The following is a 16,420-nucleotide window of genomic DNA, read 5'->3' as shown; positions in this document are numbered from 1 at the left end:
TTATCAGTTATCAGTTAGGGACTATAAATTATAAGTTGTCAATCTTTTATTTTTTGTTATTTCTTCCTAACTCCTAACTCCTCACTCCTCACTGATCACTTTTCATTAAACGTGTCTTTAAGAACAGCGCGAGCTGCCAAGTGATTTCGAGTAGAAGTTAAAATTTCTGCTTCTCGCTCTAGACGAGTTGCAGTATCTTGCATTTCTAACAATAACTGCTGCTCTGCTGCCACACCATAAAGGTTACTGGCTACCCAATAAGATAGTTCTGTTGGTAGGTCAGGCAAATCTTCTGGCAGTTCGATATTTTGTTCGGTTAATTTAGCTGATAGACGCACAACATCTCGCAGTAGTTGTTCTACCTCAGAAGACAAAGGTCGCAAATCTTTAGTCGGTGGTTGGTCTTCAATCCACTCTACTAAGCCAACGCGGTATGGCTTTTCACGAACATACTCTAATACACGAAATCTTTGCTGCCCTAAAGTCAACATTTTGATTCGATCATCTGGCAGTCGCTGGTGATGAATGATTTCGGCACAGCAACCAGTGTTTGCAATTGTACCTTTAACGGGATCGAACATCAAAACACCGAACCTGCGATCGCTCTCCAAAATCGTGTTCATCATGATTCGGTAGCGAAATTCAAAGATGTGCAGGGGTAATGGTCTAGTAGGAAATAGAACTACTTCGGGTAACGGGAACAGAGGTAGTTCGCGAACTGCAATTTTAGAAGATGATGTCATTGTTACCTTGGTATAAACTTAATCTTTAAAATTTTTTTTCTCTGCTTTTCCCGTACTTTGTCTACATTCTATCATTTGTTTCCTAGCTAAATAAAAGCCCTGAAGAAATATATCTCAGGGCTATGTAAAAAATCATACTAATATCATTTGTTTTTTGTCATTTGCTAATGACTAATGACTACTTAAAGTTTGACTTCGATATCTACACCCGATGGTAGATCCAATTTCATCAGAGCATCAATAGTCTTAGAAGAGGGCTGGTAAATGTCAATAATTCGGCGATGAGTACGGGTTTCAAAGTGTTCCCGTGAGTCTTTATCTACGTGAGGCGATCGCAGCACACAATAGATCCGGCGTTTTGTTGGTAAAGGAATTGGGCCTATGGCTGTAGCGTTAGTGCGGTTAGCTGTGTCTACAATCTTCTCGCAAGATGTATCTAACAAGCGTCGGTCAAAGGCTTGTAAGCGAATTCTGATCTTTTGCTGCTGTAGAGTTGCCATCTTTAATTTTCCAGGTTCTGCGTAATTAGAGGAGTATTTACTGGTTTAAGGTTACAAGTTATAGGTTACAGAAAACTATCACCTGTCCCCTGTAACCTTATTACCTTATTTATAGAGGGAAGAGAAAGGAGCAGAGAGGCACAATAAATACCATCTCTGCTCCTTCATTATGAGCAAAAAGGTGCTACTTGATAATTTTGGAGACCACACCAGCACCGATGGTGCGACCACCTTCGCGAATAGCGAAGCGCATTCCTTGTTCAATAGCGATCGCGTTGATCAATTCTACTGTCATCTTGATGCGATCGCCTGGCATGACCATTTCTACTTCTTTGCCTTCATCGGAGGTATAGGCTTTGATAGTACCAGTTACATCAGTTGTCCGCACGTAGAACTGGGGACGGTAGCCAGCAAAAAATGGAGTCTTACGACCACCTTCTTTTTCTGTTAGAACGTATACTTCACCTTCAAATTCCATGTGAGGTTTAATTGAACCTGGTTTGGCGATTACCATACCTCGTTCAATATCAGCCTTCTGGATACCCCGGAGTAGTACGCCAGCATTATCCCCAGCCATACCTTGGTCAAGACTCTTCTTGAACATTTCAATACCAGTTACGGTAGTGGCGCGAGTATCTCTGATACCCACTAGTTCAACGTTATCGCCAACTTTGACAACACCCCGTTCAATCCGGCCGGTGGCGACAGTACCACGACCTGTGATTGAGAACACGTCTTCTACAGCCATAAGGAAGGGCTTATCAACATCCCGCTCAGGGGTGGGGATGAAAGAATCCACAGCGTCCATCAATTCATAGATTTTGTCTACCCAAGGATTTTCACCGCGTTGGGTCTTGGGATTCTTGGTCATTGCTTCAAGAGCTTGCAGACCAGATCCTTTGATGATGGGGATATCATCACCAGGGAAATCGTAGCTGGAAAGCAGTTCTCTAAGTTCTAGTTCCACTAGTTCCAAGAGTTCTGGGTCATCCATCAAGTCTTCTTTGTTCAAGAATACAACCAGACTGGGAACGCCCACCTGTTTTGCCAACAGGATATGTTCGCGGGTTTGGGGCATAGGGCCATCAGTAGCAGCAACTACGAGGATGCCACCATCCATCTGAGCAGCGCCGGTGATCATGTTCTTCACATAGTCAGCGTGTCCAGGACAGTCTACGTGAGCATAGTGCCGATTTTCGGTTTCATACTCAACGTGGGCGGTATTGATGGTAATACCCCGTGCCTTTTCTTCTGGCGCGTTATCGATTTGATCGTAGCCCTTAGCTATAGCTTGACCCATAGCTGCCAAGGTCATAGTGATGGCTGCTGTTAACGTGGTTTTACCGTGGTCAACGTGGCCAATAGTACCGATATTGATGTGGGGTTTATTTCTTTCAAACTTTGCGCGTGCCATGAATGCTCATTTCCTTATTTTAACTAAGCGTTCCCTTTGCTTTTTGCAATGATAGTTTCAGCTACGCTGCGAGGCACCTCTTCGTAGTGGCTGAACTCCATCGTGAAGATACCCCGACCTTGGGTCTTCGACCGGATATCAGTGGCGTAGCCAAACATGGTCGCTAATGGAACTTTGGATGCGACCTTAGCGAGTCCCTGTTCGGTGCTTTGGCTTTCAATCTGCCCTCGGCGGGCGATGAGGTCGCCAATGACGTTCCCGATATAGTCTTCAGGAACTTCAACCTCAACTTTCATCATAGGCTCTAAGAGGACGGGTGAAGCTTTCAGCACAGCCTCTTTCATCGCCATTGAGCCAGCGATTTTAAAAGCCATTTCCGAAGAGTCTACATCGTGGTATGACCCATCAATTAGCGTCGCTTTGACGTCAATCAACGGATATCCAGCTAGAACACCGGATTCGCAGCTTTCTTTCATTCCTTGTTCTGCGGGACCAACGTACTCTTTAGGTACTGAACCCCCAGCAATTTTGGAGACGAATTCAAAGCCAGTACCAGGGTCTCCTGGCTCCAAATTGATCACAACGTGACCGTATTGGCCTTTACCACCACTTTGGCGAATGAATTTGCCCTCAACTTTGTTCACAGCTTTCCGAATTGTTTCTCGGTAAGCTACTTGCGGCGCACCTACATTCGCTTCCACCTTGAATTCTCGTAACATCCGGTCTACTAGAATTTCTAGGTGTAGCTCTCCCATCCCCGCGATCACGGTTTGGTTTGTTTCCGGATCGACGCGGACACGGAAGGTGGGGTCTTCTTCTGAGAGAGATTGCAGAGCCTTGGACAGCTTGTCCATGTCGTTCTTGGTTTTGGGTTCAACCGCCACCGAGATCACAGGCTCAGGAATGAATAGGGATTCCAGAATTACTGGAGATCCATCATCACAGAGGGTGTCACCTGTCAAGGTGTCTTTCAATCCCAGAGCTGCTCCTAAATCACCCGCTCGCAGTTCATCGACGTCTTGTCGATCATCTGCCTTCATGAGAACTAAGCGGGAAATCCGTTCTTTTTTATTCTTACTAGCGTTGAGAACGTAGCTGCCCTTTTTCAGGACACCAGAATAAACGCGAACAAATGTGAGGCGACCGTAAGGGTCAGCCATAATTTTGAATGCCAGAGCTGCTAGGGGTTCGTTGTCATCAGCCCGCCGCTCAACAGTATCGCCATTCGGCAGTAAGCCTTGAATTGGCGGTACTTCACTTGGCGCTGGCAGGTAATCTACAACGGCATCCAGCATCAACTGCACGCCTTTGTTTTTAAATGCTGAACCGCAAAGTACTGGTACAATCGTCCCCGCAATTGTGCCTTTACGCAGGGCAGTCCTAACTTCCTGTTCTGTAAGTTCTTCGCCCTCGAAGTACTTAGTCATCAGAGCATCATCGGTTTCTGCTGCGGCTTCTATTAGCTTGGTTCGGAATTCGTCTACCTGCGCTTGCAATTCTTCCGGAATATCGGTTTCCTGGATATCGGTTCCTTGGTCATTGGCGTAAATATATGCACGTTGCCGTACTAGGTCAACGATACCTCGGAAGTCATTTTCACTACCAATTGGCAGTTGAATGGCGATCGCATTCGCCCGCAGGCGATCGCGGATTTGGTCGTGAACTTTATAAAAGTTCGCTCCGGTGCGATCCATCTTGTTTATGAAGGCTATCCGAGGAACTTTGTAGCGTTCTGCTTGACGCCACACTGTCTCAGACTGCGGTTGCACGCCACCCACAGAACAAAAGACTGCGATTACACCATCCAACACGCGCATGGAACGCTCAACTTCAATTGTGAAGTCTACGTGACCCGGAGTATCGATAATGTTAATTTGATGATCTTTCCAACTGGTACTGATAGCAGCGGCAGTAATGGTGATTCCCCGCTCCCGCTCCTGCTCCATCCAGTCTGTGACGGCAGTTCCTTCATGAACTTCGCCAATTTTATGAATTATCCCAGAGTAAAATAATATTCTCTCTGTTGTTGTTGTTTTGCCCGCATCTATATGCGCCGCAATACCAATGTTGCGTACTTTCTCTAGCGGGATCGTGCGTGCCACAGCTACCTCCTATAGTTTTTGCCTCATGATATCTTGTATATTACTCTTTGTTAAGATTCTATACTTTTACGGAAAACCGTCTTTTTTGTAAATCCACGATATACCGCTTCGGCAAGGCGATATATCGCTTTTCTACTTAGTAACGATAGTGTGCAAATGCTTTGTTAGCTTCCGCCATTCGGTGCGTTTCTTCGCGTTTACGAATGGCATTACCAGTTTCGTTAGCAGCATCCATTAACTCATTTGCCAATTTGCTTGCCATTGTCCGGCCTGGTCTAGACCGGGAATATTGCACTAACCAACGCAGTGCTAGGGTCGTGCCCCGTTCTGAACGCACTTCCATTGGTACTTGGTAGGTTGCTCCGCCTACTCGCCGAGCTTTTACTTCTACTAAAGGCGTGGCATTTCGCACTGCTCTTTCAAAGGTTTCCAAAGCACCGCTACCAGTGCGTTCTTCAATAGTTTTTAATGCATCATAAACAATCCGTGCGGCAAGTGATTTCTTGCCATGACGCATGATCCGTCTGATAATCATGCTCACAAGGCGACTGTTATATACGGAGTCAGACGGAACTGGGCGCCTTTGAATAACACCACGACGAGACATACTTCACCTTTAATTCGGAATTGGCAACGAAATTATATGCTATCAGACACCGGAAACTAAAAGCTGTGGAACCCAACCCTCAGACTTTCTCAATTTTGTTTTCGACTGTTGCAGCAAGGCTGACTTAATTGACTGCCAATTTTGGATTAGAGTTTTTGGTAGATGTTCCGACCACAAGGATTGGAAAAAATCAAAAGTCTGTAAGCCTCATCCCCTTGTGGGTTCGACCAATCCAAAATTGCAAATCTAAAATCTAAAATTCATTGACTTGCTACCTGCAACTAAATACTCAAGGCGACAAGATTCTAAACTTTAATGTCCAGATTAGAATTATGCTTTGGGTTACAGCATTCTCCTCAGAACTTCTACACTTGCTCGCTTAGTGTAGGTGTAGCTTGATTTTTTAAACAGACTTGAGCAGCTTTCATAACTGCTGTTAGAACGCAGACCCTGATAGTTTTTTGTCCTTGGGCGCTTTAAGGTAGACGATTAATCGTGTTGGATGCGATTAATCGCCTAATCCTATTTTTTCGCTTCTTTCGGACGCTTGGTTCCATACTTGGAACGGCCTTGTTTGCGGTCTTTGACTCCGGCTGTATCTAGGGTGCCACGAATAATGTGGTATCTCACGCCTGGGAGATCCTTAACCCGACCGCCACGAATCATCACAACTGAGTGTTCTTGTAAGTTGTGACCAATACCTGGAATGTAAGCTGTGACTTCAAATCCAGATGTAAGTCTGACTCTTGCTACTTTGCGTAGAGCTGAGTTAGGCTTCTTTGGTGTGGTCGTGTATACTCTGGTACAAACTCCCCGACGTTGGGGGCATTGTTTCAGAGCCGGGGACTTGGTTTTCTGACGCGCTTGTTCGCGCTCGTTACGTATTAGCTGCTGTATTGTTGGCATGAGTTACAGCGCGTAAAGCTGCTTATATGTCTAAGTTTTAACAAATCCTGATTATATCGTTTTTTAGTGTTTTATGTCAATTGTAATTTTTCTTTTGTTATTAGCAAACGATCACTAATTAAGGACTATTGATTAGTTATGGAGAAGGAATTACCACAGCCACAGGTTGCGATCGCCTGGGGATTGTGGAAGCGAAAACCACCACCCATTAAATCTTCTGAATAATCAACCCCCAAACCGTTGAGGTAATTTAAGCTTGTGGCATCTATAACTACTTGAATTTCATCCAAGTCAAAAACCTGGTCGCCAACTTTTATTGCTTCATCGAAGGACATATTATAAAAGAATCCAGAACAACCACCTGGTTTTACTGCCAATCTAAACAAGACATTTGGTTGCTGCTTGGACTTAATTCGCCCAATTTCACTCGCGGCAGCTTGACTCAGATTAATCATGGAACTCGTTTTTCGCAATTAAACTATTAAATACCCACATCTTCATTTTACAGACAGATGGTTTAACTCTCGCTCCTCGAAAATTCCAAACCACCGAAGCCATGAGCGAGATCGCTATTACTACATTTATAACACTAACATGCTTCAGTCCCCACGTTAACTAGGTAGGGACTTTTGGGGTGCAGTGGTTACCAAAGACGGTTTGCACAAAAATGTATTTGGTTTTGCGATTAGAGCTTTAATGGCGTTTTTTTGGTTTTAATCCTTGGTACGGGCATAGTCGTCTTGGTAGCGAATAATATCATCTTCACCCAAGTATTCGCCATTTTGCACTTCAATTAACACCAAAGGGATTACGCCAGGATTCTCTAAACGATGAGATGTACATTGAGGTACATAGGTTGACTCATTATTGCTCAGTAGTACTTCTTTCTCCCCACAAGTCACCCTAGCTGTACCAGAGACGACAATCCAATGTTCACTGCGGTGGTGGTGCATCTGTAGACTGAGGCGATGTCCGGGCTTAACTTCAATGCGCTTGATTTTGTATCCGCGCCCTTCTTCCAAAACTGTAAAAGCACCCCAAGGGCGTAACTCAGTTGCAGCAACGCCTCTGGAAGTGATAGTTGAAGGTAGGTGTAGAGTGTCAGTCTGTGTAGTTTCTTGATATCGAGCCATAGTTACCTCATTTGAAGACATAACAAACCGTTGGTACTCTTAACTATTGATAAAAAATCTGGCGCTATCTTGCAAGGTTGGAAATCAGCAATTTTGTTGCACCTTGACAAACATAGCAAAATCAAACGTGACGGTGTAAATCATCACTACCAAAACTCTTGTATCTACACCAAGTCTTCATCAAGCAAAATGACAGCTTGTTCTAAACTTTAAAAAAAGATTGGACATTGGGCATTGGTGATTAAGAGACTTTTCTACTCCTACTCCCTCATTATCGTGGTTTCAGGAAAATACCAATTCCATTATGAACACGAGCAGCAGTACTAGGCGATCGGTCGAGTAGTTGCCCTCCTAAATAAAGGCTGGTAGAACTACCACCATCCAAATTTAGGGCATTCACACAGCCCATCTGTTGCATCAGTTGGGCATGTTCTGCCAAATTAGGGCCATAGCCGCCTGCACGATTATGTACGGCAGTAATCATGAGTGTGCCTGTTGCCGTTGTGCAAATACCGCTACGAATTGCCTTTTCGGCAATAAAGGCATTGCTGAATTTTTCGCCTTTGGCATCAAGAACAATTTGACGGTTTTGGATTAATAGCGGACCAGCTCCGATAATGTGGGGATAACGACTAAAATCAGTGGGAGTAGTAGCGCTAGAAATGCTTACTTTGGTTCCAATAGGTAACTGTGAGGCCGCAGTAGCAGAGTTGGCGCGTAAGGTTAGTAGGTAGCCATCTTGGGGAATGGGAACGGCTGTCTCACCAACTTTGCCGCCTGGTAACTGTTGAGTAATTTGGTCTTTCTGTACCACTAGGATAATTTCATTATCTGTCAGGGGCGTATAAGTTGATCCCCAAGCTGGAGTGTAACGAGCAATGCCACTCTGGACGTAACCGCTGTTAAGAAACAGAATTGGTAGGCGCTGATTATTTGCCGTGATTAAAGTTTCTTCCAAGGTAAGACGACCGAAGTAAAATTGGCCAGAATCATTCCAAGCGATCGCGCCCCGGTTAAGAATGGGGCCTGATAACCACTTACCATCCTGACGAATTGCACCCAAGGGCAATCTGTTATTGCGGTTAAAATAACCACCGTTAATTCCAGCTACTGCTAAGTAACGTTGTGCTGTTTGAATTAAGGGCGCAGTACCCGCAAGCCCATCAGGACTAGCCCACATGGGTTTCAACGTTAGCCCAAATTTACGGGGATTAACTTCTAACCAGACAACCGGGAAGCGTTCTGTGCTTAAGTTTACATAATTCTGTCGCCAGCGCAATCCTGGGGCCCAAGTAATATCCCGTTCTTCTAGGGGATCGGGTCGAATATCGATAATCAGGCGATTGGGGTTAGCGACACTACTAACTTGAGGTGATAGACCGAAGGGAACGCTCAGACTAATAATGGTTTGGTTTTTGACCACCTTTACTTGTTGAATCAGTGGTTCAGGGGCTGGCGGTATTGGTTGTGTTGGTGTAGTTGGTAATAATTGTTTGAGCAGGTTTGGCAGCAATGTTGGTGCTGCTGCTGGTGGCTGCGGTGTATAGCGTTCTATCAAAACGGGATCGGCTATTCCATCCAGGGTAATTGTCCACTCTCGATTTGGCGGTACAGTGGATTTGGGAGTTGGTGTGTCTGGATCAGAAGGTGGAGTTTGAATTTTTTTAATGGCTGATCCTTGTGTAACTTGCCAGGGAGTTGGACGGTCTAAATCGACAAGAATCCGAGTTTGTTGCAAAGGGGCACTTGCCTCTGGACGTTCCTGGCTCTGAATAATATTTGTAATTTGTGCTTTTGGGGTAGTAATTACCAAGGTATTGCCATTGGTTTGGATCTGCCATCCAGATGTTTGAGCAAAATTACTAATATCCAGATAGCGATATGCTCCTAGTAGCCTGGTGGTTAAAACCAGTGGCTTTGTTACCGATGAAAACCACTGTATTGGTTGCTTCGCTGAATTACTACTGTTTAAGAAATTTACTCCAATTAATTGCCTAAATACCCCATCACTGAGATGAATTGTCACCGAACCAGATTTTCCAGGTCGTTGCAACCAAGTTCCTGGTAAAGTACGACCATTGAGGGAAATTTGATTACCAGAGGATACTACACCTGTTAAAGGAGGTGCAGGTGACTGGGAGATCAGCCTTAATATTGATTGGGAATTTTTTGGAGATTCCTGGGCGTTGGTAGCACAGGTAGTAGTTAAGCACAGTAATGTTAAAAGTATTGGTGACACAGTAGCCCGGAAAAATCTGCGATCGCCCTTGGCATTGGCGGAGCCATCGCTAATCCCTGATTGGCAACAATTCGGCATTTTTACCATAATTTACTTAGTACTTTTGAAAACTATCACCCAAGGTATAAATTAACTAATTATTTGGAAATATAAAAATAACATGAGTTTATTTTTCAAAAAACATGGTATTCTATATGTTGGCTAGTCATCTCTTTTAGGCATCCACCAATTGATTTAGACGCTAAAGCCACTGCAATGAAGTGTTTTAACTAGCACTAATTCTAACCACATACACGGTAGTTTTGGTTATCAAAACTGGATTAAGATATTCAATCCTCACTGAACGTCACTTCAGTAAGGTCTAGTTAATAGTAATACATGCGGCTACTATAAGCAGCAAAACTCTAGGCAGCAACGATATTTGGGAATTGTCAAATGGGTATATATTGTAATACGCTGATTTTATTGCTGGATCAGGATGGCTTTGGCTTTAAAAGATAGTACAGCGTTCAGTTTTAGTTGTGTTTCAGGTGAGCCGAAATAGGCTCTATGAGTAGCTAGCGTGCATCTGGAAAAAGGGAATTGAGAAAACACTTAGCTTCACAATATAAAAAAGAAACTGTCAAGGCAAAAATGATGTCTTGGCGGAGGTAACTTGTCTAACACCGCATAAATACATAAAAATACGTAAATATTTTAACACGGGTCAACTAAAAAAGTAAAACCGAAGTTAAAATTTTTTTTCCCTAAATTTCGGTGCTTGTATATTTTTCCATCGCGGAATTTAGAAATTTTTTCCATAACGTAGTGGCAAAATTGGTAACTCAATACTTCAGGAACAGGGTATGAATAATAAACCGATGAATCAAGACCAACAAATCACAGCGGATATAAACTCAAGAGATACCTATCAGGGGCAAAAGTGGTTAGTAGAGGAACGAGATGCCTGTGGTGTCGGTTTTATTGCTCATCGCCAGAATCATACCAGCCACAAAATTGTAGAAAAAGCCTTGGCTGCTTTAACCTGCTTAGAACACCGGGGAGGTTGTAGCGCTGATCAAGACTCTGGTGATGGTGCTGGAGTATTGACAGCTATCCCTTGGGAGTTATTTCAACAAGACTTTGCCGAAAGTGGAAAGGAACTTCCATCCATCAATAATATAGCTATTGGGATGATCTTTCTACCACAAGACCAGGAAGCAGCACAAAAAGCTAGGGCGGCAGTTGAGCAAGTAGCTGCTGAAGAAAAATTCATTGTACTGGGTTGGCGAGTTGTGCCAGTGCAACCTGATTTACTTGGGGTACAAGCAAGAGAGAATCAACCCCAGATTGAACAAGTTTTGCTAGCTTCTGTTGACAAAAGCGGCGATGAATTAGAACGGCAGTTGTATATTACCCGCCGCAGAATTAGTAAAGTAGCAACCAACATCTCAGAAGAATTTTATATATGCTCGTTGTCAAGCCGCACAATTGTCTATAAAGGCATGGTGCGTTCTGCCGTATTGGGCAGCTTTTATGACGATTTAAAGAATCCAGCTTACAAAAGCGCCTTTGCTGTCTATCACCGCCGCTTTAGTACCAACACAATGCCCAAGTGGCCCCTAGCTCAACCAATGCGGCTTTTGGGTCACAACGGCGAAATCAATACTTTGTTGGGTAACATCAACTGGATGATGGCACGAGAAGCTAGCTTGAATCATCCTGTATGGGGCGATCGCATCCAGGAACTCAAGCCATTAGTTCATATTGATAACAGCGACTCAGCTACCCTAGACAACGTAGTGGAATTGCTGGTGTCCTCTGGACGCAGCCCTTTGGAAGCTTTAATGATTATGGTTCCAGAAGCTTACCAAAATCAGCCTTCTTTACGTGACTCTCCAGAAATTGTTGATTTCTACGAATATTACAGCGGTCTACAAGAAGCATGGGACGGGCCAGCACTTTTAGTATTCAGCGATGGCAAAAAAGTTGGTGCAACACTAGATCGTAATGGCTTAAGACCAGCTCGCTACGTGATCACTAAAGATGATTACATTGTAGTAGCTTCCGAAGCTGGTGTAGTGGACTTCCCAGAAGCCGATATTGTCGAGAAAGGTAGACTCGGCCCAGGGCAAATGATTGCCGTGGATTTAGAAAATCATGAAGTGCTGAAGAATTGGGAGATTAAGCAGCGCATCGCCAAGCAGCATCCTTATGGGGAATGGCTGCAACAGTACCGTCAAGAACTTAAACAAATTGTCAGTAGTCAGTCGTCAGATATTAATGGAAATGGACATCTGGCTACTGAGAATGGTAACGCACATAGTACAACTGACAAACTTGACAAGCAAACCTTACTTCAGCGTCAAACAGCCTTTGGCTACACCACAGAAGATGTGGAAATGGTGATTCATCCAATGGCGATCGCAGGTTCGGAGCCGACTTTCTGTATGGGTGATGATATTCCCTTAGCGGTGCTGTCAACAAAACCCCACCTGCTTTATGACTATTTCAAACAGCGCTTTGCTCAGGTGACGAACCCAGCGATTGATCCCCTCCGGGAAAAGCTAGTGATGTCTTTGAAAGTCGAACTGGGTGAACGGGGTAACTTATTAGAACCCAAGCCAGAATATGCTCGGAGATTGAAGCTCGAATCGCCAGTGTTAACGGATGTTGAATTAGAGGCGATTAAGCTGTCAGGATTTGCCACGGCTGAGTTATCAACCTTATTTGCGATCGCTACCGGCCCTGAAGGATTAAAGGCCGCAGTCCAATCTTTACAAGCACAAGCAGCTGAATCAGTCCGCGCAGGTGCAAAGATTTTAATCTTAAGCGATAAGGGAAATGACGGTATCAGCCCAGAAGATACATACATTCCTCCCCTGTTAGCAGTGGGTGCTGTACATCATCACCTGATTCGGGAAGGGCTGCGAATGAAAACATCCCTGATTGTCAATACTGCCCAATGCTGGAGTACTCATCACTTTGCTTGTCTCATTGGCTACGGTGCTGGTGCAGTTTGCCCGTATATGGCTTTAGATACGGTGCGTGATTGGTGGTCTGATCCCAAAACTCAAAAGTTAATGGGTGTGCAAAAAATTCCAACCCTCACCCTAGAACAAGCTTTAGGAAACTATCGCAAAGCAGTAGAGTCAGGTTTGCTAAAAATTCTCTCCAAAATGGGAATTTCTCTGCTCTCCAGCTATCAAGCAGCCCAAATCTTTGAAGCTATTGGCATCGGTGGAGATTTAATCGAACTGGGATTCCGTGGTACGACTTCCCGTATCGGTGGTTTGAGTGTTAGCGAACTAGCTGATGAAGTGCTTTCCTTCCATTGCAAAGCTTTCCCAGAAGTAACTGCCAATAAGTTACAAAACCTGGGTTTTGTGCAGTACCGTCCAGGCGGCGAGTACCACATGAATAGTCCAGAAATGGTTAAGGCGCTGCATAAGGCTTTAGATGGCAAAAACTACGACCACTACGAAGTTTATAAGAAGCATCTTCAAGGTAGGCCAGTAACAGCTTTGCGGGACTTGCTAGACTTCCAAGGCGATCGCACCCCAATTCCTATAGAAGAAGTGGAGTCGGTAACTGAAATTGTCAAGCGCTTCTGCACCGGCGGCATGTCTTTAGGCGCTTTGTCAAGAGAAGCCCATGAAACCTTAGCGATCGCCATGAATCGCATTGGCGGTAAATCCAATTCTGGAGAAGGCGGCGAAGACCCAGTACGTTATACAGTTCTAGATGATGTAGACGAGTCTGGTCACTCACCAACCCTACCTCATTTAAAAGGGTTGCGGAATGGTGATAAAGCCTATAGTGCCATCAAGCAAGTTGCATCGGGACGCTTTGGTGTCACACCAGCGTACTTAGTCAATGCCAAACAAATTGAAATCAAAATTGCCCAAGGTGCCAAGCCTGGGGAAGGTGGACAGCTACCAGGGCCCAAGGTGAGCCAATACATCGCAATGTTAAGGCGCTCGAAGCCAGGTGTCACACTGATTTCACCACCACCGCACCACGATATCTATTCTATTGAAGACCTAGCACAGCTGATTTTTGATCTGCACCAAATTAATCCCAAAGCCAAGGTGTCGGTGAAGTTAGTTGCAGAAGTTGGCATTGGCACGATCGCAGCTGGTGTAGCCAAGGCAAACGCTGATATTATCCAGATTTCTGGACATGATGGTGGTACAGGTGCATCGCCACTAAGTTCCATTAAACATGCTGGTTCACCGTGGGAACTGGGTTTAAGTGAAGTGCATCGCGTCTTGATGGAAAATAGCCTGCGCGATCGCGTGATTTTGCGCGTAGATGGCGGACTCAAAAGTGGCTGGGATGTGGTAATAGGTGCATTGATGGGCGGTGAAGAATTTGGTTTCGGCTCCATCGCTATGATTGCTGAAGGCTGTATCATGGCGCGAGTTTGCCACATGAACACTTGCCCTGTAGGTGTTGCTACTCAAAAAGAAGAACTCCGCAAGCGGTTTACGGGAATGCCGGAACAGGTTGTTAACTTCTTCTACTTCATCGCCGAAGAAGTGCGTAGTTTGTTAGCACGACTTGGCTACCGTTCTTTGTCAGAAATCATTGGACGTGCAGATTTGTTGAAACTGCGCCCAGAGGCAAAACTCACCAAAACGCGATCGCTGAACCTGGACTGTTTACTTAAGCTACCAGATACCAGAGACAATCGTAGTTGGTTGCTGCATGAAGAAGTCCACAGTAACGGCGTGGTTTTGGATGACAAGATGCTTGCCGATCCCGACATTCAGACTGCCATTAGGGATCAGTCCACTGTTACCAAGACTTACCCTATTGTCAATACTGACAGAACAGTAGGCACAAGATTAGCGGGAGCGATCGCTTCTCAATACGGTGATAGCGACTTTGAAGGACAGATTAATCTCAACTTCACAGGCAGTGTTGGGCAAAGCTTTGGTGCGTTCAACCTCCCTGGTATAATTCTGACCCTGGAAGGAGAGGCAAACGACTACGTAGGTAAAGGGATGCATGGTGGTGAAATAATCATCAAACCTCCAACCGATGCTACCTATAACGCATCACAAAACGTGATAGTTGGCAATACTTGCCTCTATGGTGCTACTGGTGGCATGTTATTTGCCAACGGACTAGCAGGAGAGCGTTTTGCTGTAAGAAACTCCAAAGGGATCGCAGTGATTGAAGGCGCTGGGGATCACTGCTGCGAATATATGACTGGTGGTGTGATTGTCGTCCTCGGCAAAGTAGGACGTAACGTAGCCGCTGGGATGACTGGTGGACTAGCGTACTTCTTGGATGAAGATGATTCATTTCGTAAATTAGTCAACCCGGAAATTGTCAAAATCCAGAGGGTGATTACAGAAGCAGGTGCAAAACAACTGCAAGAGTTAATCAAAACTCATGGGGAACGAACTGGTTCACTAAAGGCGAAGAAAATTCTCCAAGATTGGCAAGAATTTTTGCCGAAATTCTGGCAGTTAGTTCCGCCTTCTGAAGCTGATAGTGCAGAAGCTGATCCTGAAAAAAAAACTGAGTTAAGTTTAGTGACTAGTCATTAGTAACTGTAACTGTTCTCATACTCGGACTTAAGCCATTCTCCCGTCGGAGAAGTTGCACAAACAGGTACTCTGCGAAAACTGCTTTCGATGCCCAAAGCAGTCACCTGAATTTACCCCTTAAAAAAAGTGTACAGAGAAAAATATTCCCCCTTTTTAAGGGGGAATATTCATTAATTGATTCATAACTGGACTTTAGAATAAAGCAACAAAAATGTCTGAGCAATCAAATCCTGTGAAAGTGCAAGTAATAAAGTTGAGATAAGCACTGTCCTGAAATCTACCTAATTGAGTATAGAAGGCATTACCTAAATCCTGGTAGACTGCCATATAAATGTGTCCCAAAAAAGTAGGATTTGTCTATAAAAATGCTTATAGAAGATCAAGCTCCCGATCGCAAAACTTCTGAAGAAGAACGTTTCCAAGATGATTATTATTCATACTTTGAAGCTCCTGAAAATGCTACCCGATACACACCATCGGCTTGGTATCTAGATGAGGCTTTTAAGCAACGTTCATTCTCTTTATTAGATTTAGGATGTGGCAATGGGGCATTGAACAAATATCTACCTGAGCGATGTGATTACCTTGGGATAGATCACAGTGAAGCTGCGATTCAGTACTGTTCAAAGCTATACCCCAACAAGAAATTTACTGCCAAAGATTTATCGGTAATACTGCCAGAATTGGCTTCAGAAAATCAAAAATTTGATGCTGTCGTGCTAGCCGGATTACTATTTCATAATGTGGACAAGGAAACACTAGAAAAAAATGACGATCAACAGCTTGTTCAATTCTGTTTGGACAAACTAATAAGCGACAAAGGATATCTGGTGCTTATTGTACCTTTTGCTTATGGTGATCATCCATCCCATAATCTTTATGTTCGGGCAGAATGGCTACAAAATTTAGTAGAAGAATTGCTGAAAGCTGTAAATGCAAAAATTGTTTACGAGAATATTTCTCTACAAATTGGCTTGGACAAAAAAGTTAGACAGCAGAAGAAAACTCCTGACTGGTTTGTTCCTGATAGCACTACTGACTATTCCAATAAGTACGCTGGAACATATATGGCAGCTTGGACAGTTATTGCATCTCCATTGCTGGCTTAAACCGTCATTTCAATAACCAAGATTATTCGTCAAGTTTTCAGTTGATTTGTTCTTTAGTTTCGCACCTAGAACTGTCTAAACTTCAGTCATAAATAAGCCATTATAAGTAAAAAATATAATTTTAGTT

The 16,420-nt window shown here is 44.1% G+C and carries 11 protein-coding genes; 2 read left to right on the top strand and 9 right to left on the bottom strand.

Annotated elements, in window-relative coordinates:
- Positions 1-95 precede the first annotated feature (95 nt).
- The 9 genes from F8R90_RS11635 to F8R90_RS11595 form a co-directional block, all read right to left on the bottom strand.
- Positions 96-743 (bottom strand): LON peptidase substrate-binding domain-containing protein, encoded by a 648-nt coding sequence (locus tag F8R90_RS11635; RefSeq protein WP_190892871.1) that lies wholly within the window; start codon positions 741-743, stop codon positions 96-98.
- Positions 744-925: 182 nt separating this feature from the next.
- Complete coding sequence (gene rpsJ, locus F8R90_RS11630) at positions 926-1,243, bottom strand: 30S ribosomal protein S10 (RefSeq protein WP_008232935.1); 318 nt, start codon at positions 1,241-1,243, stop codon at positions 926-928.
- 184 nt (positions 1,244-1,427) lie between these two features.
- Positions 1,428-2,657, bottom strand: a complete 1,230-nt coding sequence (tuf, locus tag F8R90_RS11625) for an elongation factor Tu (protein ID WP_196510854.1) — start codon at positions 2,655-2,657, stop codon at positions 1,428-1,430.
- A 23-nt stretch (positions 2,658-2,680) separates the two neighbouring features.
- On the bottom strand, positions 2,681-4,759 hold the full coding sequence (gene fusA, locus F8R90_RS11620; protein ID WP_190892866.1) for an elongation factor G: 2,079 nt from the start codon (positions 4,757-4,759) through the stop codon (positions 2,681-2,683).
- A 136-nt stretch (positions 4,760-4,895) separates the two neighbouring features.
- Positions 4,896-5,366 (bottom strand): 30S ribosomal protein S7, encoded by a 471-nt coding sequence (gene rpsG / locus F8R90_RS11615; protein ID WP_190892864.1) that lies wholly within the window; start codon positions 5,364-5,366, stop codon positions 4,896-4,898.
- Positions 5,367-5,888: 522 nt separating this feature from the next.
- Complete coding sequence (rpsL, locus tag F8R90_RS11610) at positions 5,889-6,272, bottom strand: 30S ribosomal protein S12 (RefSeq protein ID WP_012410236.1); 384 nt, start codon at positions 6,270-6,272, stop codon at positions 5,889-5,891.
- A 125-nt stretch (positions 6,273-6,397) separates the two neighbouring features.
- Positions 6,398-6,727 (bottom strand): HesB/IscA family protein, encoded by a 330-nt coding sequence (locus F8R90_RS11605; protein WP_196510853.1) that lies wholly within the window; start codon positions 6,725-6,727, stop codon positions 6,398-6,400.
- A gap of 258 nt (positions 6,728-6,985) precedes the next feature.
- The gene (locus F8R90_RS11600; RefSeq protein ID WP_012410234.1) at positions 6,986-7,405 is read right to left on the bottom strand and encodes a cupin domain-containing protein; all 420 of its coding nucleotides are present in this window, start codon (positions 7,403-7,405) and stop codon (positions 6,986-6,988) included.
- Between the two features lie 271 nt (positions 7,406-7,676).
- Complete coding sequence (locus F8R90_RS11595; protein WP_196510852.1) at positions 7,677-9,731, bottom strand: phosphodiester glycosidase family protein; 2,055 nt, start codon at positions 9,729-9,731, stop codon at positions 7,677-7,679.
- 758 nt (positions 9,732-10,489) lie between these two features.
- On the opposite strand from F8R90_RS11595, the gene F8R90_RS11590 reads away from it, so the two are divergent.
- The gene (locus F8R90_RS11590) at positions 10,490-15,184 is read left to right on the top strand and encodes a glutamate synthase-related protein (protein WP_196510851.1); all 4,695 of its coding nucleotides are present in this window, start codon (positions 10,490-10,492) and stop codon (positions 15,182-15,184) included.
- A 365-nt stretch (positions 15,185-15,549) separates the two neighbouring features.
- The gene (locus F8R90_RS11585; protein ID WP_230966257.1) at positions 15,550-16,293 is read left to right on the top strand and encodes a class I SAM-dependent methyltransferase; all 744 of its coding nucleotides are present in this window, start codon (positions 15,550-15,552) and stop codon (positions 16,291-16,293) included.
- Positions 16,294-16,420: the final 127 nt, after the last annotated feature.

The sequence above is a fragment of the Nostoc sp. NZL genome, from assembly GCF_015714705.1.
GTDB lineage: Bacteria > Cyanobacteriota > Cyanobacteriia > Cyanobacteriales > Nostocaceae > Nostoc > Nostoc foliaceum_A.
Note: the sequence above shows the minus strand (reverse complement) of the source record. Positions and strands in the feature narration are given on the sequence as shown.

Excerpts from the sequence above, each read along its gene's own strand:
- F8R90_RS11635 (WP_190892871.1), bottom strand. The coding sequence starts at position 743 with ATGACATCATCTTCTAAAATTGCAGTTCGCGAACTACCTCTGTTCCCG.
- rpsJ (WP_008232935.1), bottom strand. The coding sequence starts at position 1,243 with ATGGCAACTCTACAGCAGCAAAAGATCAGAATTCGCTTACAAGCCTTT.
- tuf (WP_196510854.1), bottom strand. The coding sequence starts at position 2,657 with ATGGCACGCGCAAAGTTTGAAAGAAATAAACCCCACATCAATATCGGT.
- rpsG (WP_190892864.1), bottom strand. The coding sequence starts at position 5,366 with ATGTCTCGTCGTGGTGTTATTCAAAGGCGCCCAGTTCCGTCTGACTCC.
- rpsL (WP_012410236.1), bottom strand. The coding sequence starts at position 6,272 with ATGCCAACAATACAGCAGCTAATACGTAACGAGCGCGAACAAGCGCGT.
- F8R90_RS11605 (WP_196510853.1), bottom strand. The coding sequence starts at position 6,727 with ATGATTAATCTGAGTCAAGCTGCCGCGAGTGAAATTGGGCGAATTAAG.
- F8R90_RS11600 (WP_012410234.1), bottom strand. The coding sequence starts at position 7,405 with ATGGCTCGATATCAAGAAACTACACAGACTGACACTCTACACCTACCT.
- F8R90_RS11595 (WP_196510852.1), bottom strand. The coding sequence starts at position 9,731 with ATGGTAAAAATGCCGAATTGTTGCCAATCAGGGATTAGCGATGGCTCC.
- F8R90_RS11590 (WP_196510851.1), top strand. The coding sequence starts at position 10,490 with ATGAATAATAAACCGATGAATCAAGACCAACAAATCACAGCGGATATA.
- F8R90_RS11585 (WP_230966257.1), top strand. The coding sequence starts at position 15,550 with ATGCTTATAGAAGATCAAGCTCCCGATCGCAAAACTTCTGAAGAAGAA.